Annotated in this window: 19 protein-coding genes and 1 tRNA gene; 15 read left to right on the top strand and 5 right to left on the bottom strand. The window is 68.6% G+C overall.

Annotation, left to right across the window (positions count from 1 at the left end):
* Window positions 1-51 precede the first annotated feature (51 nt).
* The 11 genes from coaBC (at window position 52) to trxA (ending at window position 16,652) form a co-directional block, all read left to right on the top strand.
* Window positions 52-1,266, top strand: a complete 1,215-nt coding sequence (coaBC, locus tag V5F68_RS14110; RefSeq protein WP_394013162.1) for a bifunctional phosphopantothenoylcysteine decarboxylase/phosphopantothenate--cysteine ligase CoaBC — start codon at window positions 52-54, stop codon at window positions 1,264-1,266.
* Entirely contained in the window at window positions 1,263-1,742 is a 480-nt protein-coding gene (gene dut, locus V5F68_RS14105; protein WP_394013161.1) for a dUTP diphosphatase, read from the top strand. The genes coaBC and dut overlap by 4 nt, the downstream gene beginning before the upstream one ends.
* Window positions 1,743-1,752: 10 nt before the next feature.
* The gene (locus V5F68_RS14100; RefSeq protein WP_394013160.1) at window positions 1,753-2,193 is read left to right on the top strand and encodes an RrF2 family transcriptional regulator; all 441 of its coding nucleotides are present in this window, start codon (window positions 1,753-1,755) and stop codon (window positions 2,191-2,193) included.
* A gap of 54 nt (window positions 2,194-2,247) precedes the next feature.
* Window positions 2,248-3,228: a cysteine synthase A gene (gene cysK / locus V5F68_RS14095; protein ID WP_394013159.1), complete on the top strand. Its 981-nt coding sequence runs from the start codon at window positions 2,248-2,250 to the stop codon at window positions 3,226-3,228.
* Window positions 3,229-3,425: 197 nt separating this feature from the next.
* A complete protein-coding gene (locus tag V5F68_RS14090; protein WP_394013158.1) occupies window positions 3,426-5,930 on the top strand; it encodes a PAS-domain containing protein in 2,505 nt (834 codons plus the stop codon).
* Window positions 5,927-7,480 carry a tRNA (adenosine(37)-N6)-threonylcarbamoyltransferase complex ATPase subunit type 1 TsaE gene (gene tsaE, locus V5F68_RS14085; protein WP_394013157.1) on the top strand — a complete coding sequence of 518 codons (1,554 nt, stop codon included), beginning with the start codon at window positions 5,927-5,929 and terminating at the stop codon, window positions 7,478-7,480. The genes V5F68_RS14090 and tsaE overlap by 4 nt, the downstream gene beginning before the upstream one ends.
* A 17-nt stretch (window positions 7,481-7,497) precedes the next feature.
* On the top strand, window positions 7,498-8,199 hold the full coding sequence (locus V5F68_RS14080) for a nucleotidyltransferase family protein (protein WP_394013480.1): 702 nt from the start codon (window positions 7,498-7,500) through the stop codon (window positions 8,197-8,199).
* Between the two features lie 98 nt (window positions 8,200-8,297).
* Window positions 8,298-9,545: a lytic murein transglycosylase gene (locus V5F68_RS14075; RefSeq protein WP_394013156.1), complete on the top strand. Its 1,248-nt coding sequence runs from the start codon at window positions 8,298-8,300 to the stop codon at window positions 9,543-9,545.
* Window positions 9,546-9,657: 112 nt separating this feature from the next.
* Window positions 9,658-12,702: a double-strand break repair protein AddB gene (gene addB / locus V5F68_RS14070; RefSeq protein ID WP_394013155.1), complete on the top strand. Its 3,045-nt coding sequence runs from the start codon at window positions 9,658-9,660 to the stop codon at window positions 12,700-12,702.
* Window positions 12,699-16,223 (top strand): double-strand break repair helicase AddA, encoded by a 3,525-nt coding sequence (gene addA, locus V5F68_RS14065; protein WP_394013154.1) that lies wholly within the window; start codon window positions 12,699-12,701, stop codon window positions 16,221-16,223. The genes addB and addA overlap by 4 nt, the downstream gene beginning before the upstream one ends.
* A gap of 108 nt (window positions 16,224-16,331) precedes the next feature.
* Entirely contained in the window at window positions 16,332-16,652 is a 321-nt protein-coding gene (gene trxA, locus V5F68_RS14060) for a thioredoxin (RefSeq protein WP_348847818.1), read from the top strand.
* A gap of 63 nt (window positions 16,653-16,715) precedes the next feature.
* Here trxA and V5F68_RS14055 read toward each other — a convergent pair whose 3' ends face one another.
* From V5F68_RS14055 to def, 4 genes are all read right to left on the bottom strand, one after another.
* Complete coding sequence (locus V5F68_RS14055) at window positions 16,716-17,078, bottom strand: hypothetical protein (protein ID WP_394013153.1); 363 nt, start codon at window positions 17,076-17,078, stop codon at window positions 16,716-16,718.
* Between the two features lie 116 nt (window positions 17,079-17,194).
* Entirely contained in the window at window positions 17,195-17,932 is a 738-nt protein-coding gene (truA, locus tag V5F68_RS14050) for a tRNA pseudouridine(38-40) synthase TruA (RefSeq protein ID WP_394013152.1), read from the bottom strand.
* A 4-nt stretch (window positions 17,933-17,936) separates the two neighbouring features.
* The gene (fmt, locus tag V5F68_RS14045; protein ID WP_394013151.1) at window positions 17,937-18,860 is read right to left on the bottom strand and encodes a methionyl-tRNA formyltransferase; all 924 of its coding nucleotides are present in this window, start codon (window positions 18,858-18,860) and stop codon (window positions 17,937-17,939) included.
* Window positions 18,861-19,006: 146 nt separating this feature from the next.
* Complete coding sequence (def, locus tag V5F68_RS14040) at window positions 19,007-19,525, bottom strand: peptide deformylase (protein WP_394013150.1); 519 nt, start codon at window positions 19,523-19,525, stop codon at window positions 19,007-19,009.
* A gap of 80 nt (window positions 19,526-19,605) precedes the next feature.
* Between def and V5F68_RS14035 the strand changes: the two genes are divergently transcribed.
* The 4 genes from V5F68_RS14035 to V5F68_RS14020 all read left to right on the top strand — a co-directional run bounded on the left by V5F68_RS14035 (window position 19,606) and on the right by V5F68_RS14020 (window position 23,140).
* Window positions 19,606-20,868: a DNA recombination protein RmuC gene (locus tag V5F68_RS14035; RefSeq protein ID WP_394013149.1), complete on the top strand. Its 1,263-nt coding sequence runs from the start codon at window positions 19,606-19,608 to the stop codon at window positions 20,866-20,868.
* Between the two features lie 130 nt (window positions 20,869-20,998).
* Window positions 20,999-21,880 (top strand): bifunctional DNA-formamidopyrimidine glycosylase/DNA-(apurinic or apyrimidinic site) lyase, encoded by an 882-nt coding sequence (gene mutM / locus V5F68_RS14030; protein WP_394013148.1) that lies wholly within the window; start codon window positions 20,999-21,001, stop codon window positions 21,878-21,880.
* A gap of 136 nt (window positions 21,881-22,016) precedes the next feature.
* Entirely contained in the window at window positions 22,017-22,790 is a 774-nt protein-coding gene (locus V5F68_RS14025) for an enoyl-CoA hydratase (protein ID WP_394013147.1), read from the top strand.
* 263 nt (window positions 22,791-23,053) lie between these two features.
* Window positions 23,054-23,140, top strand: a tRNA-Leu gene (locus V5F68_RS14020).
* A 335-nt stretch (window positions 23,141-23,475) separates the two neighbouring features.
* On the opposite strand, the gene V5F68_RS14015 is transcribed toward V5F68_RS14020, so the two are convergent.
* Entirely contained in the window at window positions 23,476-23,961 is a 486-nt protein-coding gene (locus V5F68_RS14015; RefSeq protein ID WP_394013146.1) for a hypothetical protein, read from the bottom strand.
* Window positions 23,962-24,356: the final 395 nt, after the last annotated feature.

Genomic DNA, 24,356 nt, shown 5'->3' with positions numbered 1-24,356 from the left:
TGAGGCGATTTTTCGGCTATCGCAGGGGCTTCGCCCGGCCGGGAGACCGCCATGCTGCATCAGCGACGCATTCTGCTCATCATCGGCGGCGGCATCGCCGCCTATAAGTGCCTGGACCTGATCCGGCGGCTCAAGGAGCGCGGTGCCACGGTGCGGGCCATATTGACCCAGGCGGCCCAGCATTTCGTAACGCCGCTTTCGGTCGGTGCGCTGACCGGCGAACGGGTGTTCACCGATCTGTTCGACCTCACCGCCGAGCACGACATCGGCCACATCCAATTGTCGCGCGAGGCCGATCTGATCGTGGTCGCGCCCGCCACCGCCGATCTCATGGCCAAGGCCGCGAATGGCTTTGCGGACGATCTCGCCACGACAGCGTTGCTCGCCACCGACAAGCCGGTGCTGATGGCGCCCGCCATGAACCCGCGCATGTGGGCGCACGCCGCCACCCGGCGCAACGTCGCGCGGCTGAAGGAGGACGGGGTCTATCTCATCGGCCCCAATTCCGGCGCCATGGCGGAGCGGGGCGAATTCGGTGAAGGGCGCATGGCCGAGCCGCTGGAGCTGCTCGCCGCGATCGAGGCCCGCTTCTCCGATCAGGGGTTGCTGCTGAAGGGTCGGCGCATTCTCATCACCTCCGGTCCCACCCACGAGCCCATCGACCCGGTGCGCTATATCGCCAATCGCTCCTCCGGCAAGCAGGGCCACGCCATCGCCGCCGCCGCCGCCGCCGCCGGGGCGGAGGTGGTGCTGGTCTCCGGCCCGGTGGCGGTCGCCGATCCGCGCGGCGTGCGCATGGTGAAGGTGGAGAGCGCGCGCGAGATGCTGGCGGCGGTGGAGGAGAATCTTCCCGTGGACGCCGCCGTGTTCGCCGCGGCGGTCGCCGATTGGCGGGTCGCCGGCGCCGCCGACCAGAAGATCAAGAAGGGCGAGGCGGGCACGCCCGAGCTTGATCTGGTGGAAAATCCGGACATTCTCGCAAGCATCGCGCGGCACGGCACGTTGCGGCCGCGCCTTGTCGTGGGTTTTGCGGCCGAGACGCAGAACGTGGTGCCCCACGCCCAGGCCAAGCTTGCCCGCAAAGGCTGCGACTGGATCGTCGCCAACGACGTTTCGCCGGAAACCGGCATCATGGGCGGCGATCTCAACACCGTGCGTCTGGTGAGCGCCGACGGGGTGGAGGATTGGCCTTCCGCCAGCAAGACCGAGGTAGCCCGCCGCCTCGTTGCCCGCATCGCCGGCGCGCTTGCGGGAGAACGGGCATGAGCGCGGCGGTCGGCGTGCCCGTCCTCCGCCTGCCCCACGGGGCGGACCTGCCGCTGCCGGCCTATGCGACCGCCGCGTCCGCCGGGCTGGACCTCATGGCCGCCGTGCCGGCCGATGCTCCCTTGGTTCTGAAGCCCGGCACGCGCGCGGCCATTCCCACCGGCCTGTCCCTCGCTCTGCCGCCCGGCTTCGAGGCACAGGTGCGTCCGCGCTCGGGCCTCGCGCTGAAATTCGGCGTCACGGTGCTCAACGCGCCGGGCACGATCGATGCCGACTATCGCGGCGAAGTTCTGGTTCTCCTTATTAATCATGGAGATGCCCCGGTAGAGATCAGCCGCGGCATGCGCATCGCGCAGATGGTGGTGGCGCCGGTGACGCATATTCTGCTGGAAGAATCCGGCAAATTGGGAGAAACTGCACGGGGCTCCGGTGGTTTTGGGTCAACAGGGCTCGACGGGGCGCACGGATCGAGATAGCCACAGTCCCATGCCGCGTTTATCCGATAAAAGCTTGCTCGCCATCGCCGCCGTCGTGGATGTCGCCGTCCATGCCCGTGGCGTTCCCGTTGCCGCGAAAGCCTTGGCCGCCCGCCACGGTTTGCCGCCCCGCCGGCTGGAGCCGGTGTTGCAGGCGCTGGTGCATGCCGGTGTGCTGAAGGGGGTGCGCGGCCCGCGCGGCGGTTATGAGCTGGCGCGTGAGCGCCGGCGCGTCTCGGTCGCCGAGATCGTCCGCGTGGTGGAAGGTGCCGAGGAGGAGAAGGAGATCATCCTTCCCCCGCTGGTGCTGGAAGTGGTGCAGCCTGCTGTCGCCTCCGCCGAGGACACGTTCGATAAGGCGCTCGACACCGTGACGCTCGAAGACCTCTGCCGCTCCGCGGACGACAAGGGCCATGGCTCCGAGCACGATCGCATCGACTTTACCATCTGAACCCGGCGGCGCCCCTCAGGGCGCGACGCCAAGAGACAATCGAGGGAGAATCCAATGGCAGAATCGGCAAGCAAGCCGGCCGGCGACATCGCTCCGGGCCGTGGCCGGGTGTATGATTCGATCACCCAGACCATCGGTGATACGCCCTTGGTCCGCCTGCAGCGCCTCCCGCAATTGCGCGGCGTGAAGGCCGAGATCCTCGCCAAGCTCGAGTTCTTCAATCCCATCGCGAGCGTGAAGGACCGCATCGGTGTCGCCATGGTGGACGCCATGGAAGCCGAGGGCGTGCTGGATGCCGACACGGTGATGGTGGAGCCCACCTCGGGCAACACGGGCATCGCGCTGGCCTTCGTCGCCGCCGCGCGCGGCTATCGGCTGATCCTGGTGATGCCGGAATCCATGTCGGTGGAACGCCGCAAGATGCTGGCGCTGCTCGGCGCCGAACTGGTGCTCACCCCGGCCCAGCTCGGCATGAAGGGCGCCGTCGGCAAGGCCGAGGAATTGCTGCGCGATCTGCCCAAGGCGGTGATGCCGCAGCAGTTCAAGAACAAGGCGAACCCCGCCATCCACCGCAAGACCACCGCCGAGGAAATCTGGAACGACACGCACGGCAAGGTGGATGTGGTGGTTTCCGGCGTCGGCACCGGCGGCACCATCACCGGCATCGGTCAGGTGCTGAAGCCGCGCAAGGCCTCGCTGCGAATGGTGGCGGTGGAGCCGGAGGACAGCCCGGTGCTCTCCGGCGGGCAGCCGGGCCCGCACAAGATTCAGGGCATCGGCGCCGGCTTCGTGCCGGAAGTGCTGGACCGCAGCGTCATCGACGAGGTGGTGACGGTGGGCAACCAGACCGCGTTCGACACCGCCCGCGCGCTTGCCCGCTATGAGGGCATTCCCGGCGGCATTTCCTCCGGCGCGGCGATTGCTGCGGCGCTGGAACTCGGCGCGCGGCCGGACTATGCCGGCAAGGTCATCGTCGCCATTGTCCCGTCGTTTGCGGAGCGCTACCTCTCCACCGCTCTGTTCGAAGGACTCTGAGCGCAAGGCGCCGTACGCGCGGCGCCTTCTTCTCCGCACCGGGCGGCTTCGCTAAAGTCGAAAGTGATTCGGCGCCGGCCGAAGGGCGCCCGTGGCGGGGCGCCGGCTGAGGGAGGTCGCGAGAGCGCATGGAGGGTGGACCTGCGGACAGGGCCGCGAAGGCCGCAGGCGTTGCTTCGGCGCGCGCGCGATCGGCCGTGCGTGCACTGGCGCCCGTGCCTCGGGCGCCGCTTCTGGCCCGGACCTTCCGCCGGGCTTCCCTCCGCCACTTTGCCCGCGGCCTCCTGTGCGGTTCGGTGCTGGCGGGCGGCACGGCTCACGCCTCCGCAGCGGCATTTGGCAATCTCGATTCCAATGTGGTGCTGCTGAGTGCGCTCGGCATCGGTGGGCTTGCGGCTGCGGTGGTGATGGCCGTCGCGTGCAGTTTCTGGCTCGGGCGCATCTCGCGCAGCGAAAAGGCCGCCTTGCGCAGTGCGGCGCACGCGCGGGCCGATGCCTATGCGGTGAAGAGCCTGCTTGCCGGAGATACGCTCGGCACCGTGCTTTGGGTGGTGGGCGACCCGCTGCCCCATCTGCTCGGCGCCGCAGCCGTGCTGGACCGCCAGATCCCCTCCGGCGGAAAGCCCTCGGAAGATCTGGTCCGGCTGGATTTCGCACCCTGGCTCGGTGCACCGGCCGCGGCCGCGCTTGCCGCGCCGCTGGAAGCCCTGCGCGGGCAGGGGCGCGCCTTCACGCTTCCGCTGACCGGCCCCGACGGCGCCCACTGGATCGCCGAGGGCCGCGCCCACGACGGCAGCCGCATGCTGAGCGTGCGGACCGCGCCCATGGCGGGGGCGCAGGCCGAGCGCGTGCAGGAAGAGGATACCGCGCGCGGCATCCTTGCCGCCCTGTTCGCCGCCGCACCGTTTCCCGTCTGGCTGCGCAACAAGGCCGGTGCGCTGATGCGGACCAATTCGGCCTTCGCCCAAGCCGTGGGCGCGCCCACGCCCGAGGAGGCGGTGGGACGCGGCATGGAATTGCTGGACCTCAGCGCACGGGAATCGGCCGCTGCCACGCGCCGGGACGGCAAGCCTTATCAGACGCGGGCGCGGCTCGTGGTGGGCGGGCACAGGCGCGTGCTGGAGGTGCTGGAGGTGGACGACCCCGCCGGCGCCGGCGGCCTCGCCATCGACATCACGGAGGCGGAGGCGGCGCGCGCCGAGGTGGCGCATACCATCGCCGCCCATCGCCGTACGCTCGACCAATTGGCCACCGCCGTGGTGATGTTCGGCGCCGACGAGCGCCTGGCGTTCCACAATTCCGCCTATGAGGGCCTGTTCGGCCTGGATGCCGCGTTCCTCGACACGCGCCCCACCGAGAGCGAGATCCTCGAGACCCTGCGCACCGCCCGCAAGGTGCCCGAGCAGGCGGACTTCCGCGCCTGGCGCGAGCAATTGCGCGAGGCCTATCGGGCGCTGGAGCCGATCCACGATTGGTGGCACCTGCCGGGCGGGCAGATGCTGCGCGTGGTGGTCACCCCCAATGCCGAGGGCGGCATCACCTATCTGTTCGAGGATGTCTCCGAACATATGGCGCTGGAGAGCCGCTACAACAGCCTGATCCGCATCCAGGGCGAGACGCTGGACGAACTGGCCGAGGCGGTGGCCGTGTTCGGCAGCGACGGCAAGCTGCGGCTTCACAACCACGCCTTCCTGTCGCTCTTGTCGCTGAGCGCCCAGGCGCTGAGCGACAAGCCGCATATCGATGCGGTCGCCGCCATGTGCCGGCCGCTCCATGCCGACCTCGACAGCTGGGCGCGCATCCGCGCCGTGGTTACGGCGCTCGAACATCGCAGCGGCACCCATCTGCGCATGGAGCGCGTGGACGGGCTGGTGCTCGACGGCGCCGCCCAGCCCTTACCCGACGGCGGCACGCTCGTGACCTTCCGAGACGTGACCGACAGCGTGAAGGTGGAGCGGGCGCTGATCGAGCGCAACGAGGCGCTGGAAGCCGCCGACGCGCTGAAGAATGCGTTCGTCCGCCATGTCTCCTACCATCTGCGCACGCCGCTCAACACGCTGATCGGCTATTCCCACATGCTCGGCGAGCCGAGCGTCGGCCCACTCAACGGCAAGCAGCTGGAATTCCTCGACCATGTGCGCCAGTCCTCGGACGCGCTGCGCGCCCTGATCGACGACATTCTGGACCTCGCCAGCATCGATGCGGGGGCCATGGCGCTCGATCTCGGCGAGGTGGACGTGCGCGCGACCTTGGAAGCGGTGGGCGAGGCGGTGCGCGACCTCCTGGCCGAACGGCAGGTGAGCCTGCAGATCGACGCCCCGGCCGAGATCGGTACCTTCACGGCGGACCGGCGGCGGGTGCGGCAGATCCTGTTCAACCTGCTGTCCAACGCCATCGCGGTCTCGCCGCCCCACGGCGTCGTGACGCTGAGCGCGCGACGCACCGAGGGCGCGTTGAACGTGGAGGTGCGCGACCAGGGGCCGGGCATTTCGGGCGAGATCGCGGGCAAGGTGTTCGAGCGGTTCGAAACCCATGGCGCCGGCGCCGAGCACGGCGGGGTGGGCCTCGGCCTCTCGCTGGTGCGCTCGTTCATGGAATTGCACGGTGGCTCCGTCTCGCTCGCCACGGCCGAGGGCGGCGGCGCGCGCGCCGTGTGCCGGTTTCCCCTTGCGGCGGCGCGCCGCGATGAGGCTGCGGAATGAGCCCCCTGATTTCCCGTGTTCCCGGCCTCCCCAATGCCTTCCGCATGGACCTTTCGGATCTGCAGGCGACGGGCCAGTTGGCGGCGCTGCTTGCGCCCTGGCTGGCGCCGGGGGATCTGGTGGCGTTGCGCGGCGATCTCGGCGCAGGCAAGACAGCCTTCGCCCGTGCCCTGGTGCGGGTGCTTGCGGATGATCCGCTGCTGGAGGTGCCGAGCCCCACCTTCTCCGTCCTCGTGGGCTATGAGTTCGCGCGGGTGAAGGTGGTCCATGCCGATCTCTACCGCGTCGAGGACCCGGACGAACTGGACGAACTCGGCTGGGATGAACTTTCCGCCGATGCCATCGTCATCGTCGAATGGCCCGACCGGGCGGCCGAGCGTCTCGCCGCTGACCGGTTGATCCTGGAATTTGATCTCGCGCCGGATCTCGGCCCGGAGGGGCGGCGGGTAATCCTGTCCGGAAGCGGGGAATTCATCGAGCGTCTGGACCGCCTCCACGTGTCGGAACTGTTGATCGATGCCTCCGGCTTCGGCGCGGCGGAGCGGCGCTTTATGCAGGGCGATGCCTCGAGCCGTTCCTATGCGCGCCTCGTGCTGCCGGATCGCTCGGCGGTGCTGATGAACGCGCCGCGCCGGCCCGACGGCCCGCCGATCCGGCGCGGTCTGCCATACAGCCGCCTTGCCCATCTGGCGGAGGACGTGCGTGCCTTCGTTGCCGTGGCGCGGGGCCTGCGGGCGCAAGGCTTCTCCGCGCCGCAGATCTATGCCGCCGACCTCGACCGGGGCCTGCTGGTGATCGAGGATCTCGGTGACGGCGGTGTTCTCGGCGGAAGTCCGCCCGAGCCCATCAAGGAACGTTATGAGGTCGCGGCGGAGGTGCTGGCTGCCCTGCACACACGCGCGCTGCCGCACGTGCTGCACATCGCTCCGCAAAGCGAATACGTGCTGCCGGTCTATGGGGTCGAGGCGTTCCTGATCGAGCTGGAACTGATGCTCGACTGGTATCTGCCGTTCCGCAATGTGCGCGCCGATGCGGTGGTGCGCGACGAATTCCTGATGCTCTGGCGCAATGCCCTGAGCCCGGTGCTCAACGAGCCGCAGACCTGGGTGCTGCGCGACTACCATTCCCCGAACCTGATCTGGCTGCCGCAGCGCGAGGGGCTCCAGCGCATGGGGCTGATCGATTTCCAGGACGCTGTGCTGGGGCCGGCGGCCTACGACCTCGCGTCCCTGGCCCAGGACGCGCGGGTGGATATTCCCGAGACCCTCGAGTTGCATCTCGTCGGCCATTATGTGGCGCAAAGGCGCGAGGTGGATCCCACCTTCGATGCGCGCGCCTTCACCCATCTCTATGCGCTGATGGGCGCGCAGCGGGCGACCAAGATTCTCGGAATTTTCACCCGTCTCCACCAGCGCGACGGGAAACCGCAATATCTGCGTCATCTTCCTCGGGTTAGGCGCTACCTTGCGCGTTGTCTCGGGCATCAGGAACTCGGTTCGTTGCGCATGTGGTACGAGGCTGTTCTGCCATCTAAGGACCTTCAGACGTGACGACCGTTCAAAAAGCCATGGTGCTCGCCGCCGGCATGGGCACGCGCATGCGTCCGCTCACCGAGACCATTCCCAAGCCGCTGGTCAAGGTCGCGGGACGCCCGCTGATCGACCACGTGCTCGACCGGCTGGAGGCCGCGGAGATCCGCGACGCGGTGGTGAACGTGCATCACCACGCGGACCTGCTGGAGGCGCACCTCGCGACCCGCACCGCGCCGCCCCACCTGCACATCCGCGACGAGCGCGGCCTTCTGCTGGATACCGGCGGCGGGGTGAAGAACGCGCTGCCCCTGCTCGGGGATGCACCGTTCATTGTGATCAATTCCGATACCATCTGGATCGAGGGCGTGACGCCGAACCTGGTGCGTTTGCAGCACCAGTTCGATCCCGCCCGCATGGACGCGCTGCTGCTGGTGGCGGCGAGCGCGCTCTCCATCGGCTATGACGGCACCGGCGATTTCACCATGGACGCCGAGGGCCGGCTCGCCCGCCGCAGCGAGCGCATGGTGGCGCCCTTCATCTATGCCGGCGCCTGCATTCTCGCGCCCGCTTTGTTCGAGGGCGCGCCGCAGGGGCCGTTCTCGCTCAATGCCATCTTCGATCGCGCCGGCGAGGCGGGGCGCCTGTTCGGCCTGCGGCTGGAAGGCCTCTGGATGCATGTCGGCACTCCCGACGCGATTCCCGCCGCGGAAGAGGCGATCCGCCGCTCGAGCGACTAATCCTTGGAACCGTGCGGCGTGCCGGCTGGCTCCCCGCGGCGTTCACGATCGGACCGCTGCGTGCTAGCCTTGCCCATGCATCATCTGGATCCCAAGGAATGAGCGGTTCCGTGCAATCAGCTTGCCGCATCATCCTTCTCGCCCTGCTGGCCGTGGCTCTGGGCCTGCCATCCATCGCCCATGCGGCGGATGCTGCCTTCGCGCAATTCATCGCCTCGCTCTGGCCCGAGGCGCAGGCGGCCGGGGTTTCGCGCGCGACGTTCGAGCGCGAAACGCGCGGCCTCGAACCGGACTACAAGCTGCCCGACCTCGCCCTGCCGGGGCGGCCCGTGACCGGGGCGCGGGCGCAGGCCGAATTCGTCCAGGTGCCGGCGGACTATGTGAAGGAGGCCACCATCGCGCGGCTGGCTGTGGAAGGGCAGCGGCTGATGCAGAAGCACCGCGCCGCGCTCGACCAGATCGAACGGCAATTCGGCGTGCCGGCCACCATGGTGCTCGCGATCTGGGGCCGAGAGACTGATTTCGGCCGCTATACCGACCCCTATGACACGCTGCGCGTGGTGGCAACGCAGGCTTATGTGGGGCGGCGCAAGGATCAGTATCGCGAGGAATTCATTCTCGCGCTGAGAATCCTCGACGAAGGCGCGGTGACGCGCAAGGAGTTTCGCTCGTCCTGGGCCGGCGCCACGGGCCTGACGCAATTCCTGCCGTCCGAATATTACAAGCACGGTGTCGATCTGGACGGCAGCGGGAGGGTCGACATCTGGCATTCAGTGCCCGACGCGTTGGCCTCCGCCGCCAAGCAATTGGCCGACAAGGGCTGGCAACCGGGCCTGCGCTGGGCCTATGAGGTGCGCGCGCCGGCCAACGCCGATTGCACGCTTGGGGTCCCCGAGGTCCAGCGGCCGATGGGCGAGTGGCTGCGCGCGGGCTTCGTGCCCGTGGGCGGGGCTTCGCCCTCGTCCGCCGAGCTCGGGCAGCCCGCCTCGCTGCTCCAGCCCGAGGGGATCTACGGCCCCTCGTTCCTCACCACGAAGAATTACTTCGTGATCAAGCAGTATAATTTCTCCGATCTCTATGTGCTGTTCGTCGGCCATCTGTCCGATCGCATGGTGACTCCGCAGCCGTTCGCGACCCCCTGGGCGGCGTCCACGCAGATGCGCACGACCGCGGTGGAGGCGATGCAGAAGCATCTGACGCGGATCGGCCTCTATGGCGATAAGATCGACGGCAAGGCCGGTATGCTGACCCGCGCGGCGCTGGGTGCCTATCAGAAATCCGCCGGGCTCAAGGTGGATTGCTGGCCGAGCGAGGCGGTGCTCCAATCCATGAGCGCGGCGCGATAGCCGCTTGGACACGCTGCGCCCCCATCCCGCGCCGCCGCGCCCCGCTTGCGACTCGCTGCCCCAGCGTGAAAGGTGAGGGCGCGTTCCGGCCGTCGCGCTTTCATGGGTGTTCATGACACGGGTTTTCTCCATCCCCACTTCGGCGCCGTTCCTGCCCACGCTGGCGCGCGCCTTGCTGGATGGGGACTTGGTGCCGGGCTTCGCGCCACGCGGGGATCCCCTGGCGCTCGCGTCGGCCACGCTCTATCTGCCCACCCGGCGCGCGGGGCGCATGTTCGCGGACGCCTTGCTGGAGGCGAGCGGTGGAGAGGCGCTGCTGCTGCCGCGCATCGTGCCGCTCGGCGATGTGGACGAGGACGCGCTCGTGTTCGCCGAGGAAGCACCCCTGCTCGCGCCGCCGCGCGCGGTGGCGAGCGTGCACCGGCGGGTGGCGCTCGCCGCTTTGGTGGAGCGCTGGCGCGATGCCTTGGCCGAAGGGGCGGGGCAGGCGGCGGTGGCGGCGGGCCCGGCGGCGACCGTCGCGCTCGCGGATGAACTCGGCCGCCTGTTCGACCAGATGAGCACGGCCGGTGTCGCCTGGGAGCGACTCGACGGCCTGGCGCCGGAAGAGCACGACCGTTACTTCGAAATCAGCCTGGATTTCCTGCGCATCGCTCGGCGCGCCTGGTTGGCGCACCTGGATGCTTTGCAACTGGTGGAGCCGGCGGTGCGGCGCGACGTGCTGGTGGGGGCGGAAGCATCCCGCCTCGCCCGGCTCGGGATCGCGGCGGGGCCGGTGATCGCCGCCGGCTCCACCGGCTCGCTTCCCGCCACCGCGCGGCTGCTGGCCGCCATCGCCCGCTTGCCCCAGGGCGCGGTGGTGCTGCCGGGCCTCGATCTCGACGCGGAAGACGACGCCTTCACGATGCTCACCGCGCCGGCGACGCTGGCGCCCGACCATCCGCAATACGGCCTTGCCCATCTGCTGCCGCTGCTCGGCGTCGCGCGGCGCGACGTCATGGAGCTGGGGCCGCGGGCGCGAGACGGGCGCGAGCGGCTGCTGAGCGAAGCCATGCGGCAGTCGGAAACCACTGACCGCTGGACCTCGCTCGCGACCCGCCTGCCGGACGCCGCACGCGACGCGGCTCTGGAGGGGCTGACCCTGATCGCCGCCGCCGATCCGCGCGAGGAGGCGCTTGCCATCGCCTTGGTGCTGCGCGATACGCTGGAGCGTCCCGGCGAGACGGCGGCGCTGGTGACGCCGGATCGGGATCTTGCCCGAAGGGTCGCGGCCGAATTGAACCGCTTCGGCATTTCCATCGACGATTCCGCCGGCGTGCCGCTGGCGGAAACCGCGCCCGGCCGGCTGGCGCGCTTGGTGGCGCGGGCGGCGGCGGAAGCCTGCGCGCCGGGGCCGCTGTTCGCCCTTCTGACCCATCCCTTGGCGCGGTTCGGCCTTGAGGCCGACGCCAAGCGTGAGGCCGTGGCGGCGCTGGAGCTGGTCGCCTTGCGGGGGCCGCGCCCGCGCGCCGGCATCGCCGGGCTGGCGGCGACGGTGACGGCCTTCGATCCTGCGTCCCTGCGCGAGGGCGATCCGCGCCGCCGGGTCGATGATGCGGGCCTCGCGGCGGCCTCCGATCTGGTGGCGCGGCTCGGCGCGGCGCTGGCGCCGTTGTTCGCCTGCACGGGAAAGGCCCCGCTGCCGGATCTGGTCGCCGCCCATCGCGCGGCCGTCGAGGCCATGGCCGGACCGTTCGACCCGGCGGATGCGGACCCGGCGTCTGCCGCGCTCGCCCACGCCTTCGAGGAGATCGCCGCCGGCGCCGCTGACGGCCCGGCGCTGCGGCTTGAAGATTATGCCGAGACCGTCACCGCTTTGTTCGCCGACCAGATGGTGCGTCCGCCCCGCCAGGCGCAGGAGCAGGTGCGCATTCTCGGCCCGCTGGAGGCGCGCCTGGTCCATGTGGACCGGATCATTCTCGGCGGGCTGGTGGAAGGCGCATGGCCGCCGCAGACCCGCACCGACCCCTGGCTGAGCCGGCCCATGCGCAGCGAATTGGGGCTCGACTTGCCGGAACGGCGCATCGGCTTGTCCGCCCACGATTTCGTGCAGGGGTTCGGCGCGCGCGAGGTGATCCTGACCTATCCCGGCAAGGTCGCGGGCACGCAGACCGTCGCTTCCCGCTTTCTGCAGCGGCTCGCCACCGTGGCGGGCAAGGACCGCTGGGCGGTGGTGCGGGCGCGCGGCGAGGGCTGGCGGCTTGCAGCAGCTTCGCTCGACCAGGGGCCGAGCGTGCCGCGCGCCGAGCAGCCGGCGCCCGCCCCGCCGCTGGAGTTGCGGCCGCGCCAGCTCAGCGTCACGGAGATCGAGACCTTCCTGCGCGATCCCTATTCCATATTCGCGCGCCACGTGCTGCGCCTGCGGCCGCTCGACCCGCTGGATGCCACGCCGGGGGGCGCGGAGCGGGGCAGTGCGCTCCACGAGGCGCTCGGAGCCTTCACCGCCGCCTTTCCCGAGGATTTGCCGCCGGACGCGCTCGACCAGCTTCTGGCCCATGGACGGGCCGCATTCGCGCCGCTCGCAGTCTATCCGGCCGAACATGCGGTGTGGTGGACACGGTTCGAGCGGGTCGCCGGCTGGGTGGTGGCCTTTGAGCGCGAGCGCCGCGCGGGGCTGCGCCGGGTGGTGCCGGAAGTCTCCGGCCGCCTGGATATCGCGCTGACGCGCGGGCCGTTCCGCCTCACCGGCCGAGCCGACCGCATCGAGCTGCGCACGGACGGGCGATTGTCCATTCTTGACTACAAGACCGGCTCCGTACCAAGCACGCGCCAGGGCGCGACCTTCTCGCCCCAATTGCCGTTGGAAGCCGCCATGGCGGCGCGCGGCGCATTCAGGAATGTGCCGGCGGCCGAGGTGGAGGATTTTCGCTATGTGGAGCTCAAGGGCGGCGCCGAGCCCGGCCGCGAGAAGCCCGGCGTGCACAAGGAGACCACCGCCACCCAGATGGCCGAGGATGCGCTGGCGCGGTTGACCGAGCTTCTGCTCGCCTTCGAGGATCCGAACCAGGGCTATCGCGCGCTGGCCGCGCCCCAATGGCAGGGGCGCTTCGGGGCTTACGATCATCTGGCGCGGGTGCGCGAATGGGCGCTCGGCGGCGGCGAGGAGGGCGAGGCGTGAGCGAAACCGCGCAGATCGCCAATGCCGCAAAGGCGGACGCCACCCGCCGCCAGGGGGAAGCTTCCCATCCGCACACCTCGGCCTGGGTCTCGGCCAATGCGGGTTCGGGCAAAACCCATGTGCTGGCGCAGCGGGTGATCCGCCTGCTGCTCTCCGGCACCCCGCCGGGCCGCATCCTCTGCCTGACCTATACCAAGGCGGCCGCCGCCAATATGGCGAACCGCGTGCTGGACATTCTCGGCCGCTGGGTGGGCCTGGGCGATCGCGAACTCGATGCCGAGCTGGTGCGCATCGATGACCGCCCGCCCAATGGCGATCTGCGCGCGCGGGCGCGGCGTCTGTTCGCGGCAGCGCTGGAGACGCCGGGCGGTTTGAAGATCCAGACCATCCACGCTTTCTGCGGCGGGCTGCTGCATCGCTTTCCGTTCGAGGCAGGGGTCGCGGCGGGCTTCTCCGAGCTGGACGATGCCGGCCGGCTCGATCTCATGGCGCGCATCCGTGCCGCGCTGATCGTGGAGGCGACCGGCGCACCCGCCGGTCGGCTGGGGCAGGCGCTGTCCGCCCTCATCGAGAGCCTGTCGGATGCCGGGGTCGATGCGCTGCTGGAGGCGGCGGTGGATGCGCGCGCGCTCATCGAGCCGCTGGGCGGCGACGCAGACGCGCGGCGCGCGGCGGTGGCGCGGGTGCTCGGCGTAGCGCCGGAGCAGTCCCCCGAGGAGGTGCGGCGGGAGATGCTGGCGAGCCCGCATGTGCCGCGCAGCGAATGGCCGAGCATCGCCGCCTGTCTGCGCGAAGGAGCAAAGACCGATCAGGCATTGGGCGAACAGCTTGCGCTTGCCGCAACCGCCGGTTCCGAGGCGGAGGCGCTGCCGGCTTATCTCGGCGTCTTCCTCACCGACAAATACGAGCCGCGTGCCGCCTCACGCTTTCTCACGAAGGGGCTGCGCACCGCCTATCCCGCGCTGTGCGGCCGGCTGGACGCGGAAAAAGAGCGCATCGCCGGCCTTTTGGACCGCCTGCGCGCGGTGGAGACCCTGGCGCGGACCGATGCCGCCTTGACCCTGGGCGCAGAAGCCTGCCGCCGCTATGCGCGCGAGAAGGCCCAGCGCGGCCTGCTGGATTTCGATGATCTGATCGGCCGTACCGCCGAGCTGTTGAACCGGGTGCCCGCCTCCTGGGTGCATTTCAAGCTGGATCGCGGCATCGACCATGTGCTGGTGGACGAGGCGCAGGACACGAGCCCGGAGCAATGGAAGGTGGTCGAGGGGCTGATCGCCGATTTCTTCTCCGGCGAGGGCGCCCGCGAGGGGCTGACGCGCACCCTGTTCGTGGTGGGGGACGAGAAGCAGTCCATCTTCTCCTTCCAGGGCGCCGATCCGCGCACCTTCGGCGACATGCACGCGCGCTTCGCCGGCGCGGCGGGGCCGCAGGATTTCCGCAACGTGCGCCTGCCCCATTCCTTCCGCTCGGCGCCCGGCGTGCTGGAGGCGGTGGACCGCATCTTCGCCGCCGAGGCGGCGCGGCGGGGCCTCACGGGCGATAATGCCCCGCCCGTCCATGCCGCCATCCGCGCCGATGCGCCCTCCCTGGTGGAGGTGTGGCCCACCACCGTGCCGGCCCCCAAGCCCAAGGTGGACGATTGGCGCCGGCCGCTCGATGCGGTGCCCGCCGACGACCCGGTGAACCAGCTCGCCCAGCGCATCGCCGCCTTCGTGCGGGCGGGCATCGAGGAGCGCCTCGCCATTCCCTCGCGCGAGGGCCGCGCCATGCAGGCGCGCGACGTGCTGGTTCTGGTGCGCCGGCGCGGGCGCCTGTTCGAGGCGGTGATCCGCGCTTTGAAGACCGCCGGCCCCGGCGTGGACGTGGCCGGCGCCGACCGGCTCGTGATCGCCGACCATATCGCCGCGCTCGATCTGATGGCGCTGGGCGATGCGCTGCTCTCGCCGGACGACGACCTCGCCTTGGCCAGCGCGCTGAAAAGCCCGCTGTTCGGCTTCACCGATGACGACCTGATCATACTCTGCCCGCCCCGCGCCGGGCGGCTCGGCGACGCTCTGGCCGGGGCGGCGGGGCGGTTTCCCCATTGGGGCGCGGCGGCGGCGCGGCTGGAGACATGGCGCGGGGAAGCCCCGCTGCTGCGGCCGTTCGATTTCTACGCCCGCGTGCTCGGCCGCGACGGCGGGCGCCGTGCCATGCTCGCGCGCCTCGGGCCGGAAGCGGCGGACGTGCTGGACGAGTTCATGGCGCTCGCGCGCACCTATGAGAGCACCGAGCCGGCGACGCTCGCCGGCTTCCTCGCCTTCCTGCGACGCGGCGGCGCGGAGACCAAGCGCGACATGGAAAGCGGGCGCGACGAAGTGCGCGTCATGACCGTGCACGGCGCCAAGGGCCTGGAGGCGCCGATCGTGATCCTCGCCGATACGGTGGACGTGCCGAAGGCGCGCACGGCCGGCGGCCTGCTGCCGGTACCGGACGGGGCGGGCGGCATCGTCCCCATCCTCGCCGGGCGTAAGGACGACGGCCCCGCGGTGCTCGGCCTCGCGCGGGGCGCGGCGCTGGAGCGCGAGCGCGAGGAATATCGCCGGCTGCTCTACGTGGCGCTGACGCGGGCGGAGGATGCGGTGATCGTCTGCGGCGCCGAGACGCGCCTGCCCGGCAAGGACAAGCCGCACGCGCGCCCGGAGGGCTGCTGGTACGATCTCGTGCGCGACGCCTTGGCCGACGAGGCCGTGGAGGTGGAGGCGCCCTATGCCCAGGGCCCGGTGCTACGCTGGCGCAAGGGCGAGGGCTTCGCGCCCGCCCGTGCCGCGCCTTCGTCGGCGGTTTCGTCTGCTGCGGGCGAAAAGGAAGCGGGGCGAGGTGCAGGCGTCGCCTTCCTCCAAGCCAGTCCGTTGCCTGCTGTGCCTTTGCATGTCGCGCCGCTGCGGCCCTCCCGTGCGGCAGAACAAGCTCCGCGGCCGCCCAGGCAGCGCGCTGCGGCCGAGAGCGACGGACTGGATCCGATCCTGCGGGGCGATCTCGTCCACCGCCTGCTGGCCGGCTTGGCAGGTCTTGAGCCGGCGATGCGGGGCGATGCCGGCCGCCAGCTTCTGCGGCATGTCGCCTCTGCCCTGCCGGCGGAGATCCACGACGCCCTCGCGGCCGAGGCGCAGGGTGTGCTGGACCATGCGGAGCTCGCGGAGCTGTTCGGCGAGGGAAGCGTGGCGGAAGTGCCCATTGTCGGCCGTTGGCGTGCGCAGGGCGGCAGGTTGATGTCGGTCTCCGGGCGCATCGACCGGCTGGCGGTGAGGCCCGACCGCATCGTGCTTGCGGATTTTAAGACCGATTCGGTGCCCCCGCGCCGGTGGGAAGAGGTCGGCGGCGCCTATGTTTCCCAACTGGCGATCTATGGCGAGGTGCTGCGGCGCGCTTTTCCTGGCAAAGCGGTGGAGGCCATGGTGGTCTATACGCGCGGGCCGGTGATCCATTCCCTGCCGCCCGAGGCGCTTGCCGCCGCATTGGCGCGCAACGCGGATCTGTGACCCTGGGGCAGTGGTCACGAGGGCGCGACTTGCCTTGACGGGAGGGGGAGGGGCTACCTACGTTGGAGCCATATCGGGATTCCCCCTTCGCCCCCTTCGAGGTGTGCCATGGCCGTTGAAAAAGTATCTGATCAGAGTTTCGAACAGGACGTCCTCAAGTCCGGCGAGCCTGTTGTGGTGGATTTCTGGGCCGAATGGTGCGGCCCCTGTCGCATGGTCGGCCCGATCCTCGATGAAGTGTCCGGCGAGCTGACCGGCAAGGTGAAGATCGTGAAGCTGAACGTGGACGAGAATCCCGAGACGGCTTCGAAGTATGGAATCATGTCGATTCCCACCCTGCTTCTGTTCAAGGACGGCAAGATCGCCTCCCGCCAGGTCGGCGCCGCTCCCAAGGCGAAGCTGGTGCAGTGGATGACTGCCGCCATCTGAGCGGGTCTCTTCAATAGAAAAAGGCGGGCTAGGCCCGCCTTTTTTGTTGCCCGGATATTAACCCTAGTCCTCGGCGAGGTCGCGCACCGACACCGCCCGCCACAGATCCCCATGACCGGGGGCGAAGGCATTCAGCCGGTTGGCCTGCGCCTGCGCGGCACCGCTGTCGCGGAACGGCCAGGCCTCGTCGACGAAAAAGGCAGCGCCCGGAATAATGACCGGCGCGCCCTTGGCCGTATCCACCGTCTCCTCGCCGTCGAAAAACAGCCAATTGGACGGGGCGGCATGGGCCACGCGGGCGACGACGAAGTCCGTATCGCGCACGCTTGCGCGCGCATGGAAACCGCTGCGCCGCAGGAGGGTCCGGTCGAGAAGGGGCAGGCTGAAGTTCATCATGGTCTCACGCACCTGAGGCGGAACAGACATCTTCAGCCTCTTGAATGAGATAAATGCGGACCGGGCCTTCTTGTTCCGCCCGGCTCAGGCCGTGTTTGCAGATCTGCTCCGCGTCGCACACAAGGCGGAGGGATGGGGTGCCCCGCTCAATAGCTCACGGCTGCCAGATAGAGACCGGCGGCGGGCGCCATGGGGCCGCAGCGCCGGCGGTCGCAGGCGGCGAGGGCGTCGGCGAGATCGTCCGCGCTCCAACGCCCTTCACCAACCCGCAGCAGGGATCCCACCATGGACCGCACCTGATGGTGCAGGAACGAGCGGGCGCAGGTGGTGACGCGGATTTCGTCTCCGCTGCGCACCACATCGAGCTGGTCCAGCGTCTTCACCGGAGAGGCGGCTTGGCACTCGGCGGCACGGAAGGTGGTAAAATCGTGATTTCCCAGCAGGCGCTGGGCGGCGACATGCATCGCCTGCGCATCCAGCTTCTGGGGAATGCGCCACGCCCGGTCCCGGTCCAGGGCCAAGTCGGCACGGCGGTTCACGATACGGTAGAGGTAATGCCGTTTGGTCGCTGAAAAGCGCGCGTCGAAATCCTCCGCCACCCGCTCGGCGGCGAGCACCGCCACCGGATGGGGCCGCAGATGGGCGGTGAGCGCATCTCGCACCACATCCGGGCGCCAATCCCTGGCGAGATCCACATGGGCCACCTGTCCCGTGGCATGCACACCCGCATCGGTGCGCCCGGCACCGGCCACGTGGGTCTTGCTCCCCGTCAGCCGCTCCACCGCCTCCGCCAGCACGCCCTGAACGGTGGGCAGGTCCGCCTGCATCTGCCAGCCCGCGAAGGCGGTGCCGTCATATTCGATGATGAGCTTGTAGCGGGGCACGGGTTCAGCCGAGCCGCGTGCCGGCGGACAGCGCGTTGCCGCGCAGGAACATCTCCGCGCCCATGGGCTGCTTGCCGGCCTTCTGCAATTGCACCAGCCGCACCGCCCCTTCGCCGCAGGCGATGGTGAGGCCGTCGTCCAATACAGTGCCCGGCGCGCCGGCGCCTTCGGCGAGGGTGGCGCGCAGCACCTTCACGCGCGCCTCGTCCGCGCCCAGCGGGAACCAGGCGCCGGGGAAGGGGGAGAGGCCGCGAATCTGGTTGTGCACCTCGCGCCCCGGCCGGCTCCAATCGATGCGCGCTTCGCTCTTGGCGATCTTGGCGGCGTAGAGCACACCCTCCTCGCTCTGGGGCGTGAAGTGCAGTCCGCCGCGCTCCAGCGCCGCCAGCGCCCGCCCCATGAGGTCGGCGCCGAGCACCATCAATGCATCATGTAGTTCGCCAGAGGTCATGTCCGGGCCGATGGAGACACGCTCCAGCAGCCCGACCGGGCCGGTATCGAGCCCGGCTTCCATCTTCATCACGGCGATGCCGGTTTCCGTGTCTCCGGCCATGACCGCCCGCTGGATCGGCGCCGCTCCACGCCAGCGGGGCAGCAGGGAGGCGTGCAGGTTCAGGCAGCCGAGTTCGGGCGCGTCGAGAATCGGCTGGGGCAAGATCAGCCCGTAGGCGACCACAACCGCCACGTCGGCCTTCAGCTCGCGCATCTGCGCCGCGGCTTCCTCGGTGCGCAGGGTCTTGGGGGTGAAGACCGGCAGGCCGAACTTTTCGGCCACCGCATGGACGGGCGAGGGCGTGAGGTCGAGCCCCCGCCGGCCGGCGGGGGCGGGCGCGCGGGTGTAGACGGCGACCACGTCATGGCCGCGCGCGACGATCTCGGAGAGGGTCGGCACCGCGAAGTCCGGCGTGCCCATGAACACGATGCGCATCACACTGGTCTCCGCCGCCGCCCCGCGCCGGGCGCTGCGGCAAGCTGTGGTTTGGGCCGCGCGCAAGGGGCAGCGCGGCGTCGCGTTTTAGGGCAAGGGGTGGGGGCGCGGCAATGCGGAACGCGCGGGCGCTCGGCTCCGGCCGCTCAGCCCTCGGCCTCCCGGCGGGCGGCCTTGGCGAACTTCTTCGTCACACGGTCGCGCTTAAGCTTGGAGATGTGGTCGATGAACAGCACGCCGTTGAGATGGTCGATCTCGTGCTGGATGCAGGTCGCGAACAGGCCGTCCGCCTCGGTCTCGACGGTCGCGCCCTCGAGGGTTTGGAACCGCACCGTCACCCGCGCCGGCCGCTCGACCTCCTCATAATATTCCGGGATCGAGAGGCAGCCTTCGCTGTAAACCGAAAGTTCGTCCGAAAAGGCGATAATTTCCGGATTAATCAGGGCGAGAGGCTTCTTCTCCTCGCCTTCGCGCGTGGCATCGATGGTCACCACGCGCCGCATCACGCCCACCTGTACCGCCGCGAGCCCGATGCCGGGCGCGTCGTACATAGTCTCGAACATGTCCGTGACCAGCTTCTTCACCTCGTGATCGATCTTGGCGACCGGTTCGGAGATGAGCCGCAGCTTGGGTTCCGGGATGATGAGGATGGGGCGTATGGACATAAAACGCAGATAGGCGAAGGTCCGCGCGGCGTCAACATGTTCGCGCTTTGTTCGGTGCAAGAATCGGGTTATGGAAGCTGATGAGCGACGTGCTGTTTTTCCTCGCAGGTCAACCCATAACCGCTGGGGCCGCCCTCGCAGCAATTGCAGCGGGCGTTTTCCTCTTGCTGTTGCTCATGCTTTTCGCGTCCCGGCGCACCGCGCGCCAGCGGGCCGAGGAGGCGGACGAGGCTGCGGCGCGGGCCCTGGAGATGGAAGCGCGGCTGCGCGATCTGGCGCGAATCCAGGCGGAAACCTCGGGCCGGGTCCAGACCATGGCGGAAGTGCTGGCCCAGCGGCAGAGCGAGCTGGCGCGGGCGGTTTCCGAGCGGCTCGATTCCACCTCCCACCGGCTCGGCGAGAGTTTCAACACCTCCGCTCGCGCCACCCATGAAAGCCTCACCAAGCTGGCCGAGCGGCTGGTGATGGTGGAGAAGGCCGAAAAAAGCCTGACGGATCTGTCGTCCCAGGTCATTTCGCTGCGCGAGACGCTGTCCAACAAGCAGGCGCGCGGCGCCTTCGGGCAGGCGCGCATGGAGGCGATCGTCGCCGACGGACTGCCCAAGGGCAGCTTCGCCTTTCAGCACACGCTGTCCAACGGCCGGCGGCCGGACTGCGCGATCTTCCTGCCGGGGGATACCCGCCCGCTGCTGGTGGATTCCAAATTTCCCCTGGAGGCCGTCACCGCCTTCCGCGAGGCCCCCACGCCTGAGATACGAAAGCTTGCTGGAGCGCGTCTGACGCAGGACATGATGAAGCACGTCAACGATGTGGCGGAACGCTATCTGTTGCCGGGAGAGACGCAGGATATCGCGTTGATTTTCGTGCCGTCTGAGTCGGTCTACGCTGAAATCAACGAGAATTTCGACGATATCGTCCAGCGCGCCTTTCGCGTGCGCGTGGTGCTGGTCTCGCCCTCGCTGCTGATGCTGGCGATCCAGCTCGTCCAGGCCATCTCCAAGGACGCGCGCATGCGCGAGCAGGCGGATCGTATTCGCGCCGAAGTGGGCGCCCTGGTTTCGGACGTCGGGCGCCTGCGCGAGCGGGTGGGCGAACTTTCCCGTCACTTCGGCCAGGTCGGGGACGATGTATCGAAGGTGCTGATTTCTGCCGACAAGATCGCCAAGCGCGGAAACCGGCTGGAGCAGCTCGAATTCGAGGTTCCGCCGAGTCCGCCGGCCCGATCCGTTGGGCAAAATGATGGGGACGGTACGGACCCCCGCGCAGAGGCGCCCGCCATCGCGCCCAGCCCTGCCGCGGTGCGATCTTCCCCCCGTCTTGGGCTGCACGGCGCTGCGGAATGAACGCACGCGTGCGGGTGTGAGCAGCCAAGATTGCACCTTGCGTCGTCGTGCCGCGTAGGTAGCTTCATAGGAGCGTTACGAATCGAGGCGGATGACTGGGAGACCGGCGCCGCGGAGTGTAAAGGAAGAAATGCCCGAATTACCCGAGGTGGAGACCGTCCGCCGCGGTCTTATGCCGGTGTTGCAGGGGGCCGTTATCGAATCCGCGGAAGCGCGCCGGCCGGATCTGCGTTGGCCCTTGCCGGAGAGCTTCGCCGAACGCCTCGCAGGCCGGCGTGTCGAAGCCGTGGGCCGGCGGGCCAAATATCTCCTCGCGGACCTCGACGGCGGCGAAGTGCTTGTGGTGCACCTCGGCATGTCGGGCTCGATCCGCATCGAGGGCGGCGACAATGTGCGCCGGCCCGGCGTGTTTCATTATCCGCGCGGCGAACCGGGCCCGCACGACCATGTGGTGCTCCACCTCTCCAGCGGCGCCACCGTGACTTTCAACGATCCCCGACGCTTCGGCGCGATGCTGCTGGTGCCCTATGATCGGCTGGAGAGCCATCCGCTGCTGCGCAATCTCGGCCCTGAGCCGCTCGGCAATTTATTCGACGCCGCGCATTTGGCGCGGGTGTGCGCGGGGCGGCGCGCCAATCTGAAGGCGACACTGCTGGATCAGAAAGTGGTTGCGGGGCTTGGCAATATTTACGTCTGCGAGGCGCTACATCGCGCCCATTTGTCCCCCAGGCGCCTCGCCACCACTCTCGCCACGACGGCCGGTGGCCCGACCGCGCGCGGCGAGCGCCTGGTGATGGCGATCCGGGACGTGCTGCGCGAGGCCATACAGGCCGGCGGATCGAGCCTGCGCGACCATCGGCAGGTCAATGGGGAACTGGGGTATTTCCAGCACGCCTTCCGGGTCTATGACCGGGAGGGCCAGCCTTGCCCGACGCGCCATTGCAAGGGCACGGTCCAGCGCCTGGTGCAAGGCGCGCGCTCGACCTTCTTCTGTCCCATGTGCCAGCGCTGAGCTCCTGCGCGGTGTTCCTCGCCTGGCCAAATCCGTCAGGAAGGCAGGCTGTTCCGGGCATTGGGCACCTCTCGCTTGAGTGCTACAGCATGGGGCGCGCGTGCGCTTTAAGCCCGCGCGTGAGGGAGGATGAAGAATGGCGTATGAGACCATCCTGGTGGAGACCCACGGCCGCGTCGGCCTGATCCGGCTGAACCGGCCGCAGGCGCTGAACGCGCTGAACGCGCAGATCATCAGCGAGCTGAACACGGCGGTGGACCTGTTCGAGGCGGACCGTGAGATCGGCTGCATGGTCCTCACCGGTTCCGAGCGCGCCTTTGCTGCCGGGGCCGATATCAAGGAGATGAAGGACTTCAGCTATCCCGCCACGTACCTGGATGATTTCATCACCTCCTGGGAGCGTCTTTCGCGGGCACGCAAGCCGGTGATCGCGGCGGTGGCCGGCTTTGCACTCGGCGGCGGATGCGAACTCGCCATGAGCTGCGATTTCATCCTGGCGGCGGATACGGCTAAGTTCGGGCAACCCGAGATCAAGCTGGGCGTCATGCCCGGCGCCGGCGGCACCCAGCGGCTTACGCGCTTCGTCGGCAAGGCTAAGGCCATGGAAATGTGCCTCACCGGCCGCATGATGGGGGCAGAAGAGGCGGAGCGGGCAGGGCTCGTCTCGCGCATCGTGCCGGCTGCCGAGCTCGTGGACGAGGCGTTGAAGGTCGCCGCCACAATCGCCGCCATGTCGCTGCCCGTGGCCATGATGACCAAAGAAAGCGTCAACCGCTCCTACGAGACGACACTGTCGGAAGGCATCCGCTTCGAGCGGCGGGTCTTCCACGCCCAGTTCGCCCTGGCGGATCAGAAGGAAGGCATGGCCGCCTTCTCGGAAAAGCGCCCGCCCAATTTCACCAACGGCTGAGGCGCTTAGCACCGGGCGGGGCAGTCCCCTTCCGCCCGGTGCCCGCGTCGGGCAGAACGAGGGGCCGGCGAAAGGCGTCGGCCCCTCGGCCCGAAATCAGTGCCCTTAGCCATTGAGGCGGCTTGGGGAGGGGCCCGGCGGAAAGTTATCCACCGCACGAACGCTGATCCGGCAATCTTTCTTCGCAAGCCGCCTGGAAGGCGTTGACAAGGCGGGACCTCCCCCCTTATGTCTCGCCTCCTCTCGACGGCCAAGGCCTTCGAGCCCAGGTGGCGGAATTGGTAGACGCGCTGGCTTCAGGTGCCAGTGGCTTAACGGCCGTGGAGGTTCGAGTCCTCTCCTGGGCACCATTCGCTCTTCTCAGAGCGTCTCGCAAAGCTTCAAATTCATTTAAGAGCAACGGCTTGAACCCCTTTCAAGGGGTCGTGGCGTATCTCGCTCTCCCGTTGCATCTCATCGATTTGTAGGCACGTTCGTAGGCATCGGTCTCGTGCCTACAAAAGAGATGCCTACACAGGTCGCTCACCGACCTCGCGCTTCGCAACGCCAAGCCGAAGGACAAAGCCTACAAGCTGTTCGATGGCGGCGGCTTGCATGTGCTCGTCAGCCCGAACGGCAGCCGTATCCGGCGCCTGGGCGCGTGTTCGGGACCCCTGTCACATGACCCGCTTCCGGGCCATCATCCTCAGCACGCAACGCCCCAGGTGCCGCGCAGGATCCGCGAAACGCCGCCTTGGCCGCTCGATAGCTGCGCCGGCCCGGTGCTGCTGTCGCTGGCGGGGTGATGCTTGATGCTCCCTGTGCGACGAAGCTTCAGGCTGATCCCATCGCAAACTGCGGCTTCTCTTGCATCCATGAACGCGTCGGCATTCGCGATGTGGCAAACATGAAGTCCCGAAAGCGTGCGGAACATCAGCTCCCCGTCGATCAGTTGGACATAATCCTTGGGAGGAACGCTAAACAGAAACATGCAGCCGCTCTGCTTCGAGCTCGTCTCGTCCGCCTCGGAAAGCGGCACCAAACTCACGGCATCTTGTGGCGATGGCGGGCTAGAAGTGCTTTGAGTGTGCCTCGTCTCCCCAGCAAAAGCACCATGCCCCACAATGAGCGTGACCGCTGAAATCGACAGAACAAGCACGGCGATGGCCGCGAGGGCACGAGATCCATTCATGAACGCGGCTCCCAAGAGCTAAGCGGCTTAAGGTGGTTCGACGTTCGCTTTTCACAGCAGGTTTGAATTCACATTTCAACCTGCTGATGTTCGCTCGTGACCTTCTGCCGAGGCTCGGAAGCCCCGATTTTGAGCAGATACCTCTACGGTTCACCGAAGGGGTGCAAATGACTCCATTCCTTGCGGCTGAAGGCTAAGTTTTTGCAGTCTCTAGTTGAAAGTTGAGGCTGTTCGTTAAGGTAAATGGGGAGCGGAATGCGATTTGACGAAATGCGGGAATTCGACGATGGCGGCAAATGCGCGTCGCACGCATACAGGAACGCTTTACGGAAGCTGCAGCAAGTGTGTAACGAAAATTTTCGACAAAGATTTGGATGTTCCGGGGGAAGCGAAGG

The organism is Roseixanthobacter pseudopolyaromaticivorans, assembly GCF_043195145.2.
GTDB lineage: Bacteria > Pseudomonadota > Alphaproteobacteria > Rhizobiales > Xanthobacteraceae > NCEH01.
This window is presented reverse-complemented; position numbering and strand designations above follow the sequence as displayed.